Raw genomic sequence first — 19,656 nt, forward strand, 5'->3', positions numbered from 1 at the left:
ACGCCCTCCGGGTGGACGGTTCCGATGTCTTCGCGTTTTAGCAGCTTGTAGTGGCCAAGGCTGACGACCAGCGCCTCGAACATATTCTCGGTGCGCTGGCCATGAAGAAGAATGTCATTGCCCAAGGCCTCGGCCAGCCTTTCCTTGGCAATGCCCGTAAACGCTTCGGCGAATTTCGGATCGCGCAACGACATGCGTTGCTCGCGGCCGAAGCGCGCAAACGTAGCTAGTTTCTGTCGCGAAACGCATTTTAGTGCTGCAAATAGCATGTTTCTTGCGTTTTTATTCGCGTTATTTTGCTTGACATGTACGTGTGCATAATATCACATTATCGGCATGAAGCATGTTGATTCGGAATCTCCCTCTGATGTCGCGCACTGGCTGCAAGGTGCATCGACTGATCTTTGGCCAGCGTTGCTTGGTTCACTGAGCCTGCGGCGGAGCCGTTGTATTCGGAAGAACTGTCCGGCATGCCGGTCTGGCGAGCAGCATCAAAGTTATGTGCTTTATGGTCGCGCCAACGGGCGTCGTGTTGCCGTCTACGTTCCGGAAGAGCTTGTGCCGGAAGTTCAGCGCAGCCTAGACAATGGGCGCGCGCTACAGGATCTGCTGCACCAAGCGGCACCGCGATACATCAAGGCGCTGAAGCGAGTGCGCGCCGCAACGAAGAAGAGCGACGGGGGCTGAGCGGTGTCGAGGACAGCGGAGCAACAGGTCAGTTTTGCCGATTGGGAGCTGACGCGTCAGGGTCTGCGGCTTGAGCCGTTGCTGCAGGCCATTTCTGATTTTCTTGACGACCAGAAGGGCCTCATCGAGGAGGTCCGCTGCGATCTGACGCGCGGTTTGAAGAACGCCGAGACCGGGCGCCACGGCTTGACGCCGCAGCAGGTGCTGCGCTCGCTGGTTCTGATGCGGATCAAGAACTGGAACTATCGCGAATTGAGTGAGCGGATTGCCGATGGCTTTACCCTGCGCCAGTTCACAGACTTTTATTGCCAGCCGGTGCCGGGACACGATGCATTCCACCGCGGGTTCACTCGGCTGACGCCCGAGACGCTCAAGGCGATCAATGATCTGGTGGTGCAGGCGGCGGTCGACCTCGGACTGGAGGACGGTGAGAAGCTGCGCGTCGACACCACGGTGGTGCAGACCGACATTCATTATCCGACCGACAGCACGTTGTTGTGGGATGTCGTTCGCGTCGTCACGCGCCTGATCGGTCAGCTCGCCGCGGCGCTGGGACGCCGGCGTATCAAGGGTTTCCGAGATCGGACGCGATCGGCGCGGCGCCGGATGCAAGAGCTTCAACGGATGACCGCAAGGCAGCGTCAGGATCAGCAGACCGCGACATATCGCGAACTGATCGGCATTGCCGAGGAGGTCATCGAAAGCGCACGAGCCGCACTCCGGCGGACCGGAAAAGCGGGCCGCAGAGATCCCATCAGCCAGCTGGCTATCGCGGAGCTGCGCAAGGAGATCGAGCACTTCTGCGGTCTGGGCGACCGTGTGATTGATCAGGCGCGCCGCCGTGTGCTCAACGGCGAGCAAGTTCCAACTGCCGAGAAGATCTATTCGATCTTCGAGCCCCATACCGACCTGATCAAACGCGGCAAGCTGCAGACGCCGGTTGAGTTCGGCCACAAGGTCTTCCTCGCCGAAAGCGCGCGCGGCCTGATCACGCAGTATGAAGTGTTGCACGGCAATCCTGTCGACGAACAGCATGTGGTGATATCGCTGGAACGCCACAAGCAGACCTTCGGCGACGTCCCCGAATTGTATAGTTCGGATCGCGGCTTCTTCAGCGAAGGCAATGTGACGTCGTGCGAGCAGCAAGGCGTCAAGGTGGTGTGCATCCCACAGCGGGGCGGCACCAAAACCCAGGAGCGCGAAGCTTATGAGAAGAGCCGGGAGTTCAAGGACGGCCAGCGCTTTCGCGCCGGCATCGAGGGGCGCATCTCGGTGTTGTTCCGCGGTCGCGGCATGAAACGTTGTCTCGCCGAAGGTCGCGAGCGCTTCGAGCTGTGGGTCGCGGCGGCCGTGCTCGCCAACAACCTCATGAAGATTGCAGCCTTATTGGCGGAGCCATCATCGCGCAGACGAAAAGCCGCCTGAATATCTCTCAAGTCCTTCGCGTGTGGCGGAAAGTTTCCGCTATACTTCCTTGGCGACCACCGCGCCGTCAAACGGACGCTTTGCGAAATCGCGACGAAAATCGCGTCAGAAAACCCGGCGAATGCCGGTATCCGCCGCCAGTTTGCCCAGTATTTATTGGGGAACTCGCATGTCCCAACAAAAATACAGTGTTTCGCGACAGAAACTAGCTAGCGCTATCGATCTTGCCAGCAGCCCGACTTATGGTTGAGTTGTGGGCCCGCGCGGGGGCGGCTGAGTCGCTCCGCTGCCGGCCGGCATTGATGGGACAACCGATATGCCTCGGCCACTGCAACATTTCCGCACTTCCGTGCTCGCTGCCGTGATCGCGCTCGGCTATGGCCTCGGCGGCGCGGCGGCCCAGCAGGCGGTTTCGCCGCCGCGCCCCGCCATGACGCCGCAGGCGCCGGCAATGACCCAGCATGTCCCGCAGACGGTGGGGGCGGCGCCCGCGGCGCAAACTCCACAACGCACCACCGCGACCTATGAGGCATGGGTCCTGCTCTGCGACATTCAACCGGGGCCGCCGCTGCAGAAGAGCTGCGAGATCGCGCAACTCGCTCAGGTCTCGGGTCAGCCCAACCCGATTTCGCGTGTCGCGATTGGCCGGCCGGCCAATGCCGAGGCGGCCAAGCTTCTGATTCAGTTGCCGGTCAACGTCTCCTTCGCCGTCGGCGTCAAGGTTCAGACCGACGACAAGGACCCCGGCCTGCTGGTGCCGTTCCGGCGCTGCGTTCCTGCCGGCTGCTTCGCCGAAGCCGAGCTGCGCGAGGACATTCTCAAGCGCTTCCGCGCGTCAAGCGATGCCGGCAAGATGACGTTCAAGGACGCGGCCGAGCGCGAGGTGATCATCCCTTTGTCGTTCAAGGGCTTCGGCCAGGCCTATGAGGCGCTGCTGAAGCAGTGACCTTGCGGCAGCTCCGCCAGCAGCGGACCCAGAAACTCCTCGTAGACGCGCCAGCGGCCGATCGCGCTGCGATAGATCGGCTTGCGCACCTGGGTGGCGCTCGCGGTGCGCACCGGCCGCTCGGTGGCGTGAAAGGCCAGGCAACTCGGGTCCCATTCGAGGCCGCAATGGGCAATGATGCGCCGCGCCTCGCCTTCGAGGTCGGCGACAACGTCCTCGTAGCGCACATCGAGAATGCGGCCCGCCGGCAGCACCCGGTGCCAATGCGCCATCAGTTGCTGGTAGCGGCGATAGTAGCGGCCGAGTTCGGCGAGATCGTAGGTGTGATTCTGCTCGGCGGTGAACAGCTTCGAGAAGCACGAGATGCAGGTGTCGACCGGATCCCGCACGGTATGGATGATGCGCGCATTCGGCAAAGCAAGGTGAATGAGACCAGCGAAATAATAATTCGACGGCATCTTGTCGGTGATGTGAGGCGAAAAGGGCGCAAGCTTTCGGATCTGCGCCAGATAGCGGGCGCCGATAGTCCGGATCGGCGCCGCATCGAGCGCCCCGACGAACTCCGGAAATGGCAGTACCGCGCCGTCGGGACCACGCACCGTGTCCACCACCTCGTTGAAGGTCTTCAACTCGCCGGCACCGTGCACCCGGGCGTGACTCGCCAGGATCTGCTCGACCAGCGTCGTCCCCGAGCGCGGCATGCCGAGCACGAAGATCGGCACGTCGGAAGGGTCCCCTGATCTTGATTTTGCCGCGATCAGTTCGGAGGTGAAGGTCGCCTCGATGCGATCGAACAGCGCCATCGCGGCAGCCTCGTCGTAATTGATCGTCGCCCGCTTGCCGGCATTGCCGCGAACGAGATGCTCGAAGGATCGCCGGTACTCCCTGAGATCGGCGAAGGCCTTGGCCAGCGCAAAATCAAGGTGCATACGGTCGGCGGCGCTGAGGCCATCCGGCTGCGCTGCCAGCGCCTGCATGGCGGCAAGATGCGGATCGTCGGCCAAAAACGTCGTCGAATCCGCCAGATTGACGTAGACGCCGCTCAGGGTCGGATCGAGCTCGACCGCTCTGAGGAAGGCCGTGCGGGCGTCGGCGAGATGGCCGAGCTCCTTCAGCACATTGCCCATGTTGTTGTGGGCGTCGGCGAGGTCGGGCTTGAGCTGCAGCGCGCGGCGGTAATGCGTGAGCGCGCCTTCGAGCGCGCCGCGCTCGAAGGCGACACGACCCAGGAGATTGATGGCATCATGGCTGCCGGGATTGAGCGCCACGGCGCGTTCCGCCGCCGCAGCCGCTTCGTCGACCTGCTTGTGGTCGAGCAGCACGCTGGCATAGTGGACGTGGATCTTTTCGCTGCGCGCCTCGATTGACAAAGCGCGCCGCAGCAACTCAGCCGCCTCGTCGAGGCGATCGAGGTCCTTGAGCGCCAGCGCCAAATTGTCGAGCGTCTCCGGATCGTTGGGCAGCTCCGCCAATGCCGTGCGGTAGGCGCGCTCGGCCTCCTCGGGCCGCTTGAGATCGCGAAGCGTGGTGCCGAGATTATTCCAGCCGGCCGCGAAGCGCGGTCTGAGTTCGAGCGCCCGGCGATAGGCCGCCTCCGCCTCGGCCAGGCGTTTGAGCGCCCGCAGCGCGTTGCCGCGATTGCTGTGCGCTTCGACATAATCCGGCCGCAGCGCCAGCGCGCGGTCGTAGCAGACGATCGCCTCTTCGTACTGCCCTTGATCATAACAGGCGATGCCGAGATTGCTCAGCGCCTCCGGATAGTCGGGCTTGAGCGCGACGGCGCGGCGGCCATGGGTGACCGCCTCGTCGATGCGCCCGGCGAGCCGGCACATTTCGCCGAGATTGGCGAGATAGAGCGGCACGTCCGGCGCGAGCCTGGCGGCGCGGCCGACATGCTCGATGGCCTCGCCTAGCTTGCCCGACTGATGCGCGACAATGCCGAGCAGGTGCACGGCCTCGGCATTGTCGGGCTCGGCCGCGAGCGCGCTACGGCACGCTTCCTCGGCGCGGCCGACATAGCCGGCGCGCCGCTGCTGCTCCGCCAGCATCAGCGCCTGCGCGGCCGACAATGCCTGACCCGGCGCTCGCCGCCCGTCCTCCGCCGGCCCTGCGTCGATCCCGGCTGCGGCCGACGCATAGCCGGTTGCCGTCGCTTGCGGCAATGACGCGGCGCGCAACGCCTCGATGGCGATGATCTCGGCGGCGTGCGCGGCCCTTCGCTCGCCTTCGCGCCTGAACGGCGAAAGCCGCGCGTCCTCGCCGGCCGCGGTCGCGGCAAGCTCGGCTGCGACCCGGGCGATGATTTCGCTCCACGCCTGGTCGCGCCGCTGCCGGAACAATCGCATGGTCGGATACCACGGGCTGTCCTCGCGGCCGAGCAGCCAGCGCCAGTCGGTGACCCAGGGCAGCAGCAGCCAGGTCGGTTTGCCGAGCCCGCCGGCAAGATGCGCCACCGAGGTATCGACGGTGATGACGAGATCGAGATGTTCGATCGCCGCCGCGCTCTCGGCAAAATCGGTCAGCCCAGCCGATAGATCCATGATGTCAGCGGCCGCCCGCGATTTCCTGAGATCGGCGGCGCGCGGTCCGGCCTGAAGGCTTGCGAAGGAGACCTCAGGCGTCGCCAGCAATGGTGCCAGCGCTGTCAGGTCGAGCGAGCGGCGCAGGTCGTTGGCGTGATCGGGATTGCCGGCCCAGACCAGGCCGGCTTTCAGTCCGCGCATGGCGGCAAGTTGCTGGCGCCAGCGCATTGTCGCCTCGTGCGGCGCGCGCAGATACGGGACGGCAGCCGGGATGGTCTCAAGCCGGGTACGCAGCAGCCGCGGCAGGCTCAAGAGGGCGCAGTCGCAGTCGACCCCGCGCGACGGTTCGCCCCGATCGCCCAGGATTTCGATGCCGGGCAGGCTTTCGCGCATCAGCGTCGCCAATTGCTGGTGCACCCGCACGCTCACCGCGGCGCCGCGCGCGACGAGCAGCGGCAAATAACGCGCAAACTGCAGCGTGTCGCCGAATCCCTGCTCGGCCTCGACATAGATGTGGCGCCCGGCGAGGCTTTCGCCGTGCCACGGATGTTCCGGAAAGCGCCGGCCCTTGCGTTCGCTCGAACGCAGCCGCCACTCATATTCGTCCAGGCCTTCGGCGAAATCGCCGCGCATCAGGAGCAGGATGCCGAGACCCGAATGCGCGTTGGCGTGACCAGGCGCCAGCGCGACGGCATGGCGCAGCGCCGCCAGGCCGTCCTCGAACTGTCCGCTATGATGCAGCGAGGTGCCGAGATTGCTCCAGGCATCGGCGAAGCCGGGCTCGATGGCGATGGCCTGACGGTATGCATCGACCGACTCGTCAAAGCGCTTCATGGCATATAGCGCGTTGCCGAGATTGCTATGCGCCTGCGCGAAGCCGGGGCTGAGCTTGATGGCGCGGCGATGGCAGTCGGCGGCCTCCATGTAGGCCTTGCGCTCATAGAGCGCGGCGCCGAGATTGCTCAGCGCCTCCGGATGATCCGGCTTGAGCTTGACCGCGCGGCGGCCATGCTTGACCGCCTCGTCGATGCGGCCGCCGAGCCGGCACATCTCGCCGAGATTGGCGTGATAGAGGGCTTCGTCCGGGGCGAGCTTGACGGCGCGGCGCAAATGCTCGATCGCCTCGCCGGGCTGGCCCGACTGATGCGCGATCAGCCCGAAGAGATGCGTGGCGTTGGGCTCCCCGGGCTGCGCCTGCAGGATGCTCCGGCAGGTTGCCGCCGCCTCGGCGAGACGCCCGGCGACGCGGTGCTGCTCGGCGCGAACCAGCAGGTCCGCAATCGGCATCGGTTGACGGCTCCTGACAACGTTTCGGTCGTGCATGCGCTCACCCGCCTCCATCCCATACACGCACAAATAGCATGCGGATAGCCAACGGCGCACCGCCGTTTGGAGAGTTGATATGACTATGCACGCAATAATGCATATTTTGCAACTGTAGCTAATCGTGCATATCAGTTGCAATCCAGCAACAGCGCCTTTTTATGCGAGAGGCGGAGCTTCGCCAGTAATTAAGTACCACCCCTGATTGTGGATCAGGGCGCATGGTCGCTGCTCGCTGGATCATCACGCGCGCGTGTGCGCGACCCAGCGATTCGCCCGCTTGCGCGGGCAGCACAGCAATATTGCTGGCAGACGACGTGGGCCGGCCGAATGGACAGATCGAGATCAATCGTCGGTGCGCTGCTCGCCACCAGTTCGGTGGTCGCGATGATCGCGGCCGACGCAGGCCCGGCCTATGCCTGCAGCACTATCGGCAACAGCGGCCTCACCAACCCGATCAACACCACGATCCCTTGCGCCAGCGCCAGCAATGCGATCATCACCGGCAATGTGGTGAATGCCGGAACGATTAGTCCCGGCGGTTCTTTTGGCATTATGCTCAATGGCGGGACTCTCAACGGTGCCATCATCAACAGCGGCACGATCTCAGTGCTGAACGGCAGTGCGGCCGCCAACGGCGTCTGGGTCCACGGGGCCATCGTCACCGGCGGCATCAGCAACAGCGGCAGCATAATGTCCTCAGCGGTTGACATTTTGGTCGATACATCGCCGAGCTTCGGCGGAGGTATCGCCAACAGCGGCCACCTGGTGTCAGCATCCATCACTGCCATCGAGGTCTTCACTGTGTCGGCCTTCACCGGCGGCATCACCAATAGCGGCACGATCTCGGCCGCCACTGCGATCGGTATTGAGGTCTTCACCGTATCGACCTTTAGCGGCGGCATTACCAACAGCGGCCACATCGCGTCAGAATCGATGGGCATCCAGGTCTTAACTGTGTCGACCTTTAGCGGCGGCATTACCAACAGCGGCCACATCGCGTCAGAATCGATGGGCATCCAGGTCTCAACTGTGTCGGCCTTCACCGGCGGCATCATCAACAGCGGCACGATCACGCCCTCTAAAACCGGTATCGATGTCAACACCGTATCGACGTTTAGCGGCGGCATCACCAACAGCGGCACGATCTCGTCGTCCCTAGCGGGGATCTCCGTTGTCACCGTGCGCAACTTTGGCGGCGGCATCACCAACAGCGGCACGCTATCGGGCGCCGGCTCAAGCGGCGCGATCGTCGTCAAGACGGTGAGCAGCTTCGGCGGCGGCATCACCAACACTGGCCACATCTCGTTCACCGGCAGCGGCAGCAGCGTCGCCGCTATCGTGGTCGCGGACGTTTCCATCTTTTCGGGCGGCATCAGAAATGCTGGCACAATCTCGGCTGAATTCGGTGCTGGCGTCAGGGTCGGCATCACCGCTACGGGCTCCCAGATTGCGGCCACGACCTTCGCGGGGGGCATCACCAATTCGGGCACCATAAACGCTCATACCGGCATCGTGGTCGTCGGCGGCCAGACTTTCTCGGGAGGCATCAGCAACTCGGGTACGATCTCGGCTGCCGGCGCGGGCATCCAGATCGGCAAGACCAGCACCAACATCATTGTTCCGGTGACGTCTTTCACGGGCGGCATCACCAATTCGGGCACCATCAGCGGCAACGTCGGCATCCTGGTCGTCGCCGCCTCAACATTCGGGGGCGGCATCAGCAATGCCGGCACGATCTCGTCCGGCGGGGGCGCCGGCATCCAGATCGGCCTCGTCACCGCCTTGGGCGCCATTGCGTCGGTTGCCACGTTCACGGGCGGCATCACCAATTCGGGCGCCATCCATGCAAGTGGGATCGGCATCGACGTCCTTGGCGTCACCTCGTTTTCCAACGGCATCAGCAACAGTGGCGCCATCACCGGCAGCGTCGGCATCGTTGTCAGTGGCGGCACGGCGTTCGCCGGCGCGATCGCCAACAGCGGCAACATCACCGGGACCACGGCGGCAATCGACGTCAGCGCCGCGCCCAATGCGATGACGATCAACGAGGCGGCCGGCACCATCACCGGCGCCATCAAGCTGTCGCCGTTCGCCGACGTAGTCAACGTCAGCGGCGGCACCATCAACGGCAACATCGTCGGCAATAACGCCGGCAGGGCCGCGGGCAATCAAGTCAACTTCGCGCTCGGCTCCGGCACCTTTACCTATGGCAGCGCGTTCTCGATCTCCGGGGTCAACCGGATCAACGTCAATTCCGGCCTGGTGATCCTGGACGGCACCAACAGCGCGACCAATGTGGCGGTCAATGGCGGCATCCTCGAGGTCGGCGACCTCGCGCACCCGGGCGCCCTGCTGACCGCGACCAACGGCCTCACCATCGGAACGGGCGGCACGCTCGCGGGCCACGGCACGGTCGCGAGCAACATTGCTATTCCGTCAGGGGCGACGCTGGCGCCGGGCGGCTCGATCGGCACGCTGAACGTCACGGGGAATCTGAGCCTCGCGGCCGGCTCCTTCTATCAGATCGCGGTCACGGCAGGCGGCCAGAATTCCAAGACAGTGGCGACCGGGACGGCGACGATCGCCGGCGGCACCGTCGAGGTGATGGAGCAGCCGGGTGTTTATCCGCCGAGCTTCAAATACACCATCCTGACGGCGAATGGCGGGGTCAACGGCACGTTCACGAACGCAGTCAGCGATTTTGCCTTCCTCATACCGGTTTTGAGCTACGACGCCGACAACGCCTACCTGACGCTGAACCGCAATCCGACCTTCTTCCAGAACCAGGCCCAGACCTTCAACCAGCGCGCCGTCGGTGCCGCGCTCGATGCCAGCCCGCTCGGCAGCGCGATCGTTGAGCCGGTGCTGTTCCAGACCGCGGCGGGGGCGCGGCAGGCCTTCGATGCGCTGTCGGGCGAGATCCATGGCAGCGTGCAGAGCGTACTGATCGACGACTCGCTCTATGTGCGCCAGGCCATCCTCGGCCGGCTGCGCCAGGCCGGCTATGCCCATGCGCCCGACGTCATGGGAGCGCTCGGCTTCGACGGCCCGGTCACGGCTGCCGGACCAGGCGAGAACAACGCGCTGGGCTATGCGCCGGCGCCGGGCTTTCCGGTCAAGGCCCTGCCCGCGGGTGTGCCGGCGTTTGGATCCGACGTGACGTTCTGGTCGCAAGGCGTCGGCGCCTGGGGCCATATCGGGGGCGACGGCAACGCCGCCGAGGCGCAGCGCAATCTCGCCGGCTTCTTCAGCGGTTTTGATGCCCGCTTCGGCGAGTTCGCGCGGATCGGGCTGGTCGGCGGCTACACCAACTCCTCCGTCAGCGTCGATGCGCGCTCAAGCTCGGCCGGCATCGACACCGCCCATCTCGGCGGCTATGCCGGCGCTAGTTTCGGCGCCCTCAATCTGCGCGGCGGCGCGGCTTACGGCTTCCACAGCATCGACACCTCGCGCAACATCGTCTTTCCCGGCTTCTTCGACAGTGCAAGGGCACGGTACGATGGGGGCACCGGGCAGGTGTTCGGCGAGGTCGGTTACGGCGTCGCGCTCGGCCGGTTCGCCGCCGAGCCGTTCGCGGGACTGGCCTGGGTGCATCTGCAAACCGGCAGCTTTGCCGAGACCGGTGGCGCCGCGGCGCTCAACGGCGCCGGCAACACCGACGATGTCGGCTATTCGACGCTCGGTGGCCGGGTGGCGACGAGCTACCTCTTGTCCAACGGCATGGCGCTGATCCCGCGCTTCTCTGCCGCCTGGCAGCACGCCTTCGATGGCATCGCGCCCGCAGCGGCGCTCGCGTTCCAGAACACGGCTGCCGGCTTTGCGATCTCAGGCGTGCCGCTCGCCCGCGATGCCGCCCTGGTCGAGACGGCGCTCGACCTGCGCGTCAACCCGCACGCCAAGCTCGGCCTGTCCTATTCCGGTGAGCTCGCAGGCCGCCTGCAGGATCACTCGGTGAAGGGAAACTTCACATGGAATTTCTAAAGCCGCATCGCGGCTCCGAAGCGCCGGCGGACTGTGCGATTTGGTAGGGTGGGCAAAGCCGTCGGATCGCGCACATGCGCGAGCTGATGGCATGCCCACCGTCATCAACGGCTTGACCTGTACGCCGCGGCGGCGAGGTTACAATGCTCAAGCTCTGGAATACTGGGTCGCCCGGTCAAGCCGGGCGATGACAGCCTGCCTGTGGCTACGGTCGTCATCCTCCGCGAAAGCGGGTGATCCACTACGCCGCGGCCTCTCGATCAATCACCGGCAGCGCTGGAATACTCAAGCCGGGCGATGACAGCGTGCCTGTGGCTACGGTCGTCATCCTCCGCGAAAGCGGGGGATCCAGTACGCCGCGGCCTCTCGATCAATCACCGGCAGCGCTGGAATACTAGCTAGGTCGCCCGTCAAGCCCGGTCAAGCCGGGCGATGACGGTTTTGCGCGAAGCGATGGGCGTGCCCGCCGGCGGGCAATGGTGGGCACGGCGCGAAGGGCGCCTTTGATTTGCCCGCCCTACAATTTCCGTACACCATTTTGCATTTTGACGCGAAAACGCTAGTTTGCGCGGCCCCGGAGGCCCGCTAGAAATGTCTACCCTCGATCCTCACAATCCGCGCGATCTGCGCATGCTCGCCGAACAGTCCAATGCCTGGCCGTTCGAGCAGGCCAAGCAAATCGTCGCGCGCGTGAGGAAAAAGCCGAAGGACGAGGTGCTGTTCGAGACCGGCTACGGCCCGTCGGGCCTGCCGCATATCGGCACCTTCGGCGAGGTCGCGCGCACCACCATGGTGCGGCATGCCTTTCGCGTGCTCACCGAGGACAAGATCAAGACACGGCTGATTGCCTTTTCCGACGACATGGACGGCCTGCGCAAGGTGCCGGACAACGTGCCGAACAAGGAGATGCTGGCGCAGCATCTCGGCAAGCCGCTGTCGCGGATTCCCGACCCGTTCTCCAATGAATATCCGTCATTTGGCGCGCACAACAATGCGCGGCTGCGCGCTTTTCTCGACACTTTTGGATTTGACTACGAATTCGCCAGCTCGACCGATTATTACACCTCGGGGAAATTCGACGCGACGCTGCTATTGATGCTGGAGCGCATCGACGAGGTGATGGCGATCATGCTGCCGTCCTTGCGCGAAGGGCGCGCGGCGACCTATTCGCCGTTTTTGCCGATCTGCCCGCGCACCGGCGTCGTGCTGCAGGTGCCGATAGTGGACCACGACGCGAAAGCAGGTACCGTTACCTACATCGACCCGGGATCGACTGCCGGCGAGCGGGTAACGGTGCCGGTCACCGGCGGCCATTGCAAGCTGCAATGGAAGCCGGACTGGGCGATGCGCTGGGTCGCGCTCGGCGTCGATTATGAGATGGCCGGCAAGGACCTGATCGATTCGGTAAAACTATCCGGCAAGATCTGCGCGGCGCTCGGCGGCCTGCCTCCGGAAGGTTTCAACTACGAACTCTTCCTCGACGACAAGGGCCAGAAAATATCAAAATCGAAGGGCAACGGGATCACCATCGACGAATGGCTGCGCTATGCCTCGCCGGAATCGCTGTCGCTGTTCATGTATCGCGAGCCGAAGTCGGCCAAGCGGCTCTATTTCGACGTGATTCCGCGTAATGTCGACGACTACCAGCAGTTCCTCGAAGGTTTTCCGCGGCAGGATGCCCGGCAGCAGCTCGCCAATCCGGTCTGGCACATCCACGCCGGTCATCCTCCCCAAGCCGACATGCCCGTGACCTTCCAGCTGCTGCTGACGCTGGTGTCGTCGTCGAACGCGGAGAACGCCGCGACGCTGTGGGGTTTCATCGCCCGCTATCGTCGCGGCGTCACGCCGCAGACCCATCCCAAGCTCGATGCCATGGTCGGCTATGCCATCAACTACTACCGCGACTTCGTGGCGCCGACCAAAAGGTTCCGCGAGCCGAGCGATGTCGAGCGCGCCGCGCTGCAGGATCTGCGCGATGCGCTGTCGCAGCTGCCGGCGGAGTCCACGGCCGAGGAAATCCAGAACGTGGTCTACGAAATCGGCCGTCGCGAGCCGTTCCTCGATGCGGTGAAAAAGGGCAAGGATGGCCGTCCAGGCGTCTCGCTCGACTGGTTCAACATGCTCTACCAGGTGCTGCTCGGCCAGGAAAAAGGCCCGCGTTTCGGTTCGTTTGTCGCGGTCTATGGCTTGGCGAATTCGGTAGCCATGATCGACGGCGCACTTGCGCGTGCAACCCGCCCTTAGCCCGCAGGACGAAGATGTTCGCCCGCAAATGGGGTCATGGGGTGCCTGAGGATCTTCCACCGTCATTGCGAGGAGCCCTTGCGACGAAGCAATCCATAGCGCGGCGTACGCGGCGGTGGAAACTTCGCTCACCGGACGGCGCCTTGCGCCGAGCCCGTGGCTCGCAATGACGGTTTGAAAATCCCTATTTCAAACTTCAAAATCACAGGGCTAGCGGTTGCAAGTCCGTCGATCGCCGCCGCCCGGCGAAGTCACGGTTAACGGCCTCCCTGATAATGGCTATTGGAACCAACTCTTCGGGGTGCTAAAATCGAAGGTCGCAAGTTGATGAACGTCGCCTATATCAGGCGGATGGAATTGCGATCCGATAAGATCCCATGAGTGCCATTCTCGTTGAAATCCCCGCCGACGTAGAAGGTCCGCTGGCGCAGCAGGCCAGCGTCCTGAATGTTGACACCGGCCGGTATATCGCTGCCGTGCTCCGGGAGAAGCTCCGGATTCCTGTCCGGATCGGCGACCTCGAAGTCTTTGCTCCCGCGGACATTCTTCAGTACGAACTGAACCGGGCTCTCGGCGAGAGCGAGGAGCAGTTCGAAGAAGCCAAGGATATGTATGGCCGCCTGTTCGGCGCCGCGATGCGCTAATGGTCGACGGCCGGCCAATTCTCGATCGCGGCGACTTTGTTTGGACCCATTTCCCCTCGTCTGAGCATCCGACGGAGCCGTCCGGGCAGAGGCACATTGCCCTGTGCCTGCGTTCCGCTTCACACGCCAACGGTTCGTACGTCCTCCTGGCCGTCTACACCACAACCAAAAAACCCGCCGACCGCCCCAAAGCTCACGGCGAGATTGACATTCCGGACGAGCGTGCACGCGAGTACGGGCAAACGTCCGGCTTCCGAATCAACGTCAAGCGTATCGCTGCGCTTCCCCTGACCGTCGACTACTTCCCAGACCTGGAGAAGCCGGATCATGGAAAGCGCGGCAATTCAGAGCACCTGGCGAGCGCCTGTGAAAAATTACTGTTCGCGATCATCAGGGAAACCCCTGAACTCGTGGATTTCGTGGGTCCCGAAGTTTCCAAGACGACGATAGCGAAGTCTTTCTGACCGATCGACGCGTCGTAGAACACTGTGCGGGGTCGGACAACTTACAGCGCGGTCGAGCTGAGCGATTATGCCGCTCAGCTCGACACCAATACGTCGCGGCGATTGTCCTTCTGCACCGGCCGCGCGTTCATGGGATAGAGTTTGGCGAAACCCGCGACATCCGCCTCCGCCACCTGGACCGGGTCGGTCAGCAGCAGCCATTCGACGATCTCCGAGCAGGGCGGCGTCGTCAACGAGCCGGGATAGCGGTAATAGCCGAGCTTTGCCGGAAGCAGGGAGTTGGGATCGATGCCGGCGGCGGCTTTGACGGCAGGTCCTTCCTTGTCCGGCATGCTCGAGATGATCTTGCTGAAGACGGGATTTGTTGTGCCCGTCGATGATCGACGGCGCGCTGGCATGGTCGAGGAATGGCTGCGCTATGCCTCGCCGGAGTCGCTGCCGCTGTTCATGTTCCGCGAGCCGGCTGATGTCGCGCGCGCCGCGCTGCAGGATCTGCGCGATGCGCTGTCGCAGCTGCCGGCGGAGTCCACGGCCGAAGAAATCCAGAACGTGGTATAGCTGATAACAGCAGCATGTCTTATTATAGGATAATAATATATCTAATAATAATGGGTAAAGCTGTTATGAGCTCGGGCACCTACGAATTCGACGATCGGGGCCGAAAGCTCTTCAAGCCCGACGTCCCGTCATTCCCGACACTCGATGAGGTTCATGATCTGCTCGATCCGGCCATGGCCTCTGTCCGCGAATTCGACCGGCGGCTCGGGGCCTGGAATCGTGAGGCCGCCGTCGGTCGCCTCTTCGCCGGCCTGGATGCCGTGCACTCCTCGGCCGCGGAGGGCTCGACGACCACGTTCACCGACCTGATGGAGTACGAAACGAGCTTGCGGATTGCGCCCAATGTGGACGACGCCGCCGTCGTAGCTGCCGTTGCGGACGCATTTCAGGAAGACGCCGGCGACGGCCTGGAGGGGCTCGTCCTGCGGATACACCGGCGACTGTTTGAGCGCGCCCGGGACAAGATGGTCGCTGCAGGAGCAGGCAAGCTCAAGACGCGTGCGAATTTCGTCGGGGATCCGGAATTCCCCGAAGGCTTCTTCGGTTACACGAGCCCCTCGTCGCTTGCCGACGCCTTGCGCAACTGGCGCGAATTCACGCTGGCGGCCGACCCGCGGACATCAGAGCTTTTGCGCCAGTTGCTGTCGCACTGGATGTTTGAACACATCCACCCCGTGCCCGACGGCAACGGCCGCATCGGCCGGCTCCTGGTTCCCATCGTGATGAAGCTGAAAGGGCAGACGACGATGGCGTGCACCTTTTTCGGAGAAGCTGTGCACGAGGAAAAGGCGATGTACTTCGCAGCCCTGAAGGATGGCCGCATTACCGGCAGGATGACAAATTACGCCCGCCAGATGCTGGCATTCGTCAGGGCGACGGCGCAGGCAAACCTGGAGAGAATGGACAAGCTCCAGGCGCTGGAGGCGGAGTGGAAGTCGCATTTTGCGAGCTTCAGGTCGGACAGCGTCGTCCATCGCCTGGTCCGGTACGCGGTCACGAAACCGGTCTTCACCGTCAACGACGCGCAGGCGCAACTCGGGGTCAGTTACGCGGCCGCGAACACCGCCGCTCAGGCCATGACGAGGGCCGGATTCCTTGCCGTCCCGGAGGACGTCAAGAGGGACCGCCTGTTCCATGCCGAGGAAGTGCTCGCGATATTCGATCGCTTCCGGCCGCAGTCCCTGCAGGTGCGTTGATGCCTTGGAGCGGATGCTCGACCGGAAAGAGGTGGACGACGCTTCGTAACCCGTGAGCCGGCTCTCCCCCTCACGCGCGAGCTTGAGCCGGGAATGATGGCCGCAACCAAGCCGGCTGTCGCCGTCAGGCCCAAGGCTGGCCATGGGCAGCATGCGACCCTTGAAGTGCTGAGGTCGCGCCGATACGGTCGGAGGCGGTCCGGAAAGTTCCGGAAAATCCCAAGCCCGCTCATTGACAGGCAGACTCCGGAGCAACGTGCGCAGGATCTACAAAATCTCACCCGCTTCGGCCTGGCGGGAGGCCGAGCGGCAAGGTGTGTTCCGCGGCAGCGCCGACGATGTCAAGGACGGCTTTATCCATTTTTCTACCGCATCGCAGGTGGTGGAGACGGCCAAGAAGCACTTCCTGGGCCAGAGCGGGCTGTTGCTGATCGAGGTCGATAGCGATGCGCTGGGGCTCAGCCTGCGCTTTGAGACCTCGCGCAACGGCGAGAAGTTTCCGCATCTCTACGGCGAACTCGATCTTGGCGCCGTCACCGCCGTGTTCGACCTGCCCGCGCGGCCGGACGGGACTCACGACATCCCGGAGCTTGAGCCGTGATCCGCGCCTTCGACGCCTTTTCGCTGCCGCTGTTGCGCTGGTTCGATCCCGAGGACGCCCACCGTCTGGCGATCCAGGGATTGAGGCTGCTGCCGCCGGCGCGGCCGCGGCCGGAGGATGCCAAATTGGCGGTGCGGGCGTTCGGCCTGAATTTTCCCAATCCGATCGGCATGGCCGCGGGTTTTGACAAGAGCGCCGAGGTGCCCGATGCCCTGTTGCGGCTGGGTTTTGGGTTCGTCGAAATCGGCACCGTGACGCCGAAGCCGCAAATCGGCAACCCGCGGCCGCGCCTGTTCCGGCTGGAGCGCGATCAGGCCGTGATCAACCGCATGGGATTCAACAATGACGGCGCGGTAGCGGTGCTGCGGCGGCTGGCCGGGCGCGCTCATCTCGGTGGCATTGTCGGCGTCAATGTCGGCGCCAACAAGGATTCCGCCGACCGGCCGGCCGATTACGTCAAAATGATCGAGACCTTCGCGCCGGTGGCGAGCTATTTCACGGTCAACGTCTCCTCGCCGAATACGCCCGGTCTGCGCAACCTGCAGCAGGCCGCAGCGCTCGACAATCTCCTGGCCAGGGTGATCGACGCCCGCGAGCGGGTGCGGCAGAACGCCGGCGATTCGCCGGTGCTGCTCAAGATCGCGCCTGACCTCAGCCTGTCCGAACTTGACGACGTCGTTCACATCGCCCGCTCGCGGCGTGTCGACGGCATGATCGTGGCCAACACCACCACGGCGCGGCCATCGAGCTTGCGCGAACAGGTCCGCACCAAGGAGCAGGGCGGACTGTCGGGAAGGCCGCTGTTTAGGCTGTCGACACGGATGGTGGCGGAGACCTATGTGCGGACCGAGGGCGCGTTCCCGCTGATCGGCGTCGGCGGCATCGACGGCGGCGGCGCCGCGCTGACCAAAATCCGCGCCGGCGCCAGCCTGATCCAGCTTTATTCGTCGCTGATCTACAAGGGTCTCGGCCTGGTCGACGATATCAAGAACGATCTGGCTTCGACGCTGTTGCGCACCGGGCGCGACGCGCTGTCGGAAATCGTCGGCGCCGATGCCGCGACGATCACCGCGGAGGACTGGCCGGTCTAGGCGAGAACCTCTATCGGCCGCGCGGCGCGGCGAGCAGCCGCGACAACAGCCAGACCGGTATCACGATCACGGCGCCAAGCAGGAAGTAGCGCCATAGCCAGTTGATGGCATCAAAGCCGAGGTCCCAGAGCCGCTGAAACAACAGTCGGATACTGTTGATGATGTTCCACGGATCGAAGCCAATCGCGGCCAGCACCACGCCGACCAATACCGACAGCAGGATCAGCCGAAAGGCCACCGCCAGCGGCGAGCCGCCAAGAAAACGGGTGAAGCCGTCATGGGCTGCCGGCAATTCCCTGGTGTCGTTGGGCATCGATGGTCTCCGCGCGGATCAGGGCGATACAGTAGTACATTGCAGCTCAGGTGGGGAACCCGCCTGTCGGCGTCAATGGCCATTTGCCGCCTGGATGAAAGCGTCGCTCTTCAGCATCCGTTGCAGCGTCTCCAGCCGGTCGGCCTCACGTGGCGGCTTGTCCCAGCGCAGCCGGCTGATACGCGGAAACCGCATCGCGACGCCGGACTTATGCCGCGGCGAGCGCGCCAGGCCCTCGAAGGCGACCTCCAGTACCAGCCCCTGATCCGGCTCATGCACCACGTGCCGGACCGGTCCAAATTTCTCGACGGTATTGCGGCGCACGTAGCGATCGATCTGCAGCAGCTCTTCGTCGGTAAATCCGAAATAGGCCTTGCCGACCGGCACCAGCTCTTCGCCACCATGCTCGCCCGAGGTCCAGACCCCGAACGTGTAGTCTGAATAATAGGACGAACGCTTGCCGTGGCCGCGCTGCGCATACATCAGCACGGCGTCGATGATGTGCGGGTCGCGCTTCCACTTCCACCATGGCCCTTTCGGGCGGCCGGGCAGATAGGCCGCCTCGCGGCGCTTCAGCATCACGCCCTCGACCGCCTCGGCATCCCAGCCGGCGCCGGCACCGGCGGGATCCCGCCGCGCCGAGGTCAGCGCCTCCCAGCCGTTAAAGGCGATCACCGGCGACAGGTCGACCCGCGTATCGCCGAGTTTTGCCACGAAGGCCTCGAGCCGCTGGCGGCGTTCGGCAAATGGCAGCGGGCGCAGATCGCGCTCGCCCTCGGCGAGCAGATCGTAGGCGCGCAAATGGATCGGATATTCTTTCATCAGTTTCGGCGACACGAGCTTGCGGTTGAGGCGCTGCTGCAGCACGTTGAAGCTCTGCACCCGGCCGTCGCGGACCACCAGCAATTCGCCGTCGATCGCGCCTTGCAAATGCAGCGACGGCAGCAGATCGGGAAAGCTTTGGGTGATGTCTTCGCCGCTGCGCGAATAAAGCCGCGCCAGCATGTGACCGCGCGCGTCGCGGCCGCTCACCGCCTGCACGCGAATGCCGTCCCATTTCCATTCCGCGATGAAATCGGCGGCGTCGAGATGGACAAAGTCTGTAGTCTCGATGGCATGCGCCAGCATCACCGGGCGGAACGGCACGGGATCGACATTGACCGGCTTTTCGGCGCGGCCCTCCAGCCAGGCGAACAGGTCGAGATAGGGTGGCGCAAGCCCCGGCCACAGCAATTCGATATCGTGCGGGTCCTTGTCGCCAAGCGCGGCCGCGGCGGTTTTTGCCAGTCGCGCCGAGATGCCGATCCGCAGCGCGCCGGTGACGAGCTTCAGAAGCGCCCATCGCCCGGTCTCGTCCAATTCGTCAAGCCAGCGGGCGAGCCGTTTCGGCAGCTCGGTTTTGCCCAGCGTGCGCAACGTGGTGACCACTTCGGTAAGGGTGGGCGGCGGTGGGCTGTTGTGGCCGCTCATGGCCTCCCCTCCCTCCGCGCGCGCAGCGCGTGGTGGGGAGGGAGCCTGCCCCGGACTTGATCCGGGGTCGGGGGTGGGGGGCGGCACGGCAAGTGCCGAAGCTGGGGTTCCCGGGGATCGCCCCCCCACCCCCGACCCCTCCCCACCGCTTCGCGGGGGGAGGGGAGCAGATTTGGGCCACATCAGCG

General features: G+C 64.1%; 14 protein-coding genes and 2 pseudogenes. 11 read left to right on the forward strand and 5 right to left on the reverse strand.

Annotation, left to right across the window (positions count from 1 at the left end; genetic code table 11):
* A pseudogene (locus tag ABSG20_RS19155) lies at window positions 1-194 on the reverse strand (hypothetical protein); the annotation flags it as partial.
* Window positions 195-336: 142 nt separating this feature from the next.
* Here ABSG20_RS19155 and ABSG20_RS19160 point away from each other — a divergent pair.
* The 3 genes from ABSG20_RS19160 (at window position 337) to ABSG20_RS19170 (ending at window position 3,058) form a co-directional block, all read left to right on the forward strand.
* Window positions 337-687, forward strand: a complete 351-nt coding sequence (locus ABSG20_RS19160; protein WP_423866083.1) for a DUF6788 family protein — start codon at window positions 337-339, stop codon at window positions 685-687.
* Between the two features lie 3 nt (window positions 688-690).
* Window positions 691-2,112: an ISNCY family transposase gene (locus ABSG20_RS19165; protein ID WP_423866084.1), complete on the forward strand. Its 1,422-nt coding sequence runs from the start codon at window positions 691-693 to the stop codon at window positions 2,110-2,112.
* A 316-nt stretch (window positions 2,113-2,428) separates the two neighbouring features.
* Window positions 2,429-3,058, forward strand: a complete 630-nt coding sequence (locus ABSG20_RS19170) for an invasion associated locus B family protein (RefSeq protein WP_423866085.1) — start codon at window positions 2,429-2,431, stop codon at window positions 3,056-3,058.
* Here the strand turns inward: ABSG20_RS19170 and ABSG20_RS19175 are convergent.
* Window positions 3,034-6,867 carry a tetratricopeptide repeat protein gene (locus ABSG20_RS19175; RefSeq protein ID WP_423866086.1) on the reverse strand — a complete coding sequence of 1,278 codons (3,834 nt, stop codon included), beginning with the start codon at window positions 6,865-6,867 and terminating at the stop codon, window positions 3,034-3,036. The two genes, ABSG20_RS19170 and ABSG20_RS19175, sit on opposite strands and share 25 nt — an antisense overlap.
* Before the next feature lie 366 nt (window positions 6,868-7,233).
* Between ABSG20_RS19175 and ABSG20_RS19180 the strand changes: the two genes are divergently transcribed.
* From ABSG20_RS19180 to ABSG20_RS19195, 4 genes are all read left to right on the forward strand, one after another.
* On the forward strand, window positions 7,234-10,887 hold the full coding sequence (locus ABSG20_RS19180) for an autotransporter domain-containing protein (RefSeq protein ID WP_423866087.1): 3,654 nt from the start codon (window positions 7,234-7,236) through the stop codon (window positions 10,885-10,887).
* 591 nt (window positions 10,888-11,478) lie between these two features.
* Window positions 11,479-13,131, forward strand: coding sequence for a lysine--tRNA ligase (locus tag ABSG20_RS19185; RefSeq protein WP_423866088.1), 1,653 nt, complete (start codon window positions 11,479-11,481; stop codon window positions 13,129-13,131).
* 377 nt (window positions 13,132-13,508) lie between these two features.
* Window positions 13,509-13,775, forward strand: a complete 267-nt coding sequence (locus tag ABSG20_RS19190) for a hypothetical protein (RefSeq protein WP_423866089.1) — start codon at window positions 13,509-13,511, stop codon at window positions 13,773-13,775.
* A complete protein-coding gene (locus ABSG20_RS19195; RefSeq protein WP_423866090.1) occupies window positions 13,775-14,239 on the forward strand; it encodes a hypothetical protein in 465 nt (154 codons plus the stop codon). Before ABSG20_RS19190 ends, ABSG20_RS19195 begins: the two co-directional genes overlap by 1 nt.
* Window positions 14,240-14,313: 74 nt before the next feature.
* On the opposite strand, the pseudogene ABSG20_RS19200 reads toward ABSG20_RS19195, so the two are convergent.
* Window positions 14,314-14,610 (reverse strand): annotated as a pseudogene (locus tag ABSG20_RS19200) (carbonic anhydrase family protein); the annotation flags it as partial.
* Between ABSG20_RS19200 and ABSG20_RS19205 the strand changes: the two are divergent.
* The 4 genes from ABSG20_RS19205 to ABSG20_RS19220 all read left to right on the forward strand — a co-directional run bounded on the left by ABSG20_RS19205 (window position 14,561) and on the right by ABSG20_RS19220 (window position 17,685).
* Window positions 14,561-14,797: a hypothetical protein gene (locus ABSG20_RS19205; protein ID WP_423866096.1), complete on the forward strand. Its 237-nt coding sequence runs from the start codon at window positions 14,561-14,563 to the stop codon at window positions 14,795-14,797. The pseudogene ABSG20_RS19200 and the gene ABSG20_RS19205 sit on opposite strands and share 50 nt — an antisense overlap.
* 65 nt (window positions 14,798-14,862) lie before the next feature.
* Entirely contained in the window at window positions 14,863-15,993 is a 1,131-nt protein-coding gene (locus ABSG20_RS19210) for a Fic family protein (RefSeq protein WP_423866091.1), read from the forward strand.
* 256 nt (window positions 15,994-16,249) lie between these two features.
* Complete coding sequence (locus ABSG20_RS19215) at window positions 16,250-16,594, forward strand: DUF952 domain-containing protein (RefSeq protein ID WP_423866092.1); 345 nt, start codon at window positions 16,250-16,252, stop codon at window positions 16,592-16,594.
* The gene (locus tag ABSG20_RS19220) at window positions 16,591-17,685 is read left to right on the forward strand and encodes a quinone-dependent dihydroorotate dehydrogenase (RefSeq protein ID WP_423866093.1); all 1,095 of its coding nucleotides are present in this window, start codon (window positions 16,591-16,593) and stop codon (window positions 17,683-17,685) included. The genes ABSG20_RS19215 and ABSG20_RS19220 overlap by 4 nt, the downstream gene beginning before the upstream one ends.
* A gap of 10 nt (window positions 17,686-17,695) precedes the next feature.
* Here the strand turns inward: ABSG20_RS19220 and ABSG20_RS19225 are convergent, their stop codons facing one another.
* Complete coding sequence (locus tag ABSG20_RS19225; protein ID WP_423866094.1) at window positions 17,696-17,998, reverse strand: DUF6460 domain-containing protein; 303 nt, start codon at window positions 17,996-17,998, stop codon at window positions 17,696-17,698.
* Window positions 17,999-18,070: 72 nt separating this feature from the next.
* Window positions 18,071-19,656, reverse strand: a 1,586-nt coding sequence (locus tag ABSG20_RS19230) for a cisplatin damage response ATP-dependent DNA ligase (protein ID WP_423866095.1), incomplete at its 5' end; no start/stop codon positions are given.

Origin of the sequence: Bradyrhizobium sp. (genome assembly GCF_049512235.1) — a bacterium.
Taxonomy (GTDB): Bacteria; Pseudomonadota; Alphaproteobacteria; order Rhizobiales; family Xanthobacteraceae; genus Bradyrhizobium.

Coding starts and splice junctions, on each gene's coding strand:
- ABSG20_RS19160 (WP_423866083.1), top strand. CDS start 337: ATGAAGCATGTTGATTCGGAATCTCCCTCTGATGTCGCGCACTGGCTG.
- ABSG20_RS19170 (WP_423866085.1), top strand. CDS start 2,429: ATGCCTCGGCCACTGCAACATTTCCGCACTTCCGTGCTCGCTGCCGTG.
- ABSG20_RS19175 (WP_423866086.1), bottom strand. CDS start 6,867: ATGCCGATTGCGGACCTGCTGGTTCGCGCCGAGCAGCACCGCGTCGCC.
- ABSG20_RS19180 (WP_423866087.1), top strand. CDS start 7,234: ATGGACAGATCGAGATCAATCGTCGGTGCGCTGCTCGCCACCAGTTCG.
- ABSG20_RS19185 (WP_423866088.1), top strand. CDS start 11,479: ATGTCTACCCTCGATCCTCACAATCCGCGCGATCTGCGCATGCTCGCC.
- ABSG20_RS19190 (WP_423866089.1), top strand. CDS start 13,509: ATGAGTGCCATTCTCGTTGAAATCCCCGCCGACGTAGAAGGTCCGCTG.
- ABSG20_RS19195 (WP_423866090.1), top strand. CDS start 13,775: ATGGTCGACGGCCGGCCAATTCTCGATCGCGGCGACTTTGTTTGGACC.
- ABSG20_RS19210 (WP_423866091.1), top strand. CDS start 14,863: ATGAGCTCGGGCACCTACGAATTCGACGATCGGGGCCGAAAGCTCTTC.
- ABSG20_RS19225 (WP_423866094.1), bottom strand. CDS start 17,998: ATGCCCAACGACACCAGGGAATTGCCGGCAGCCCATGACGGCTTCACC.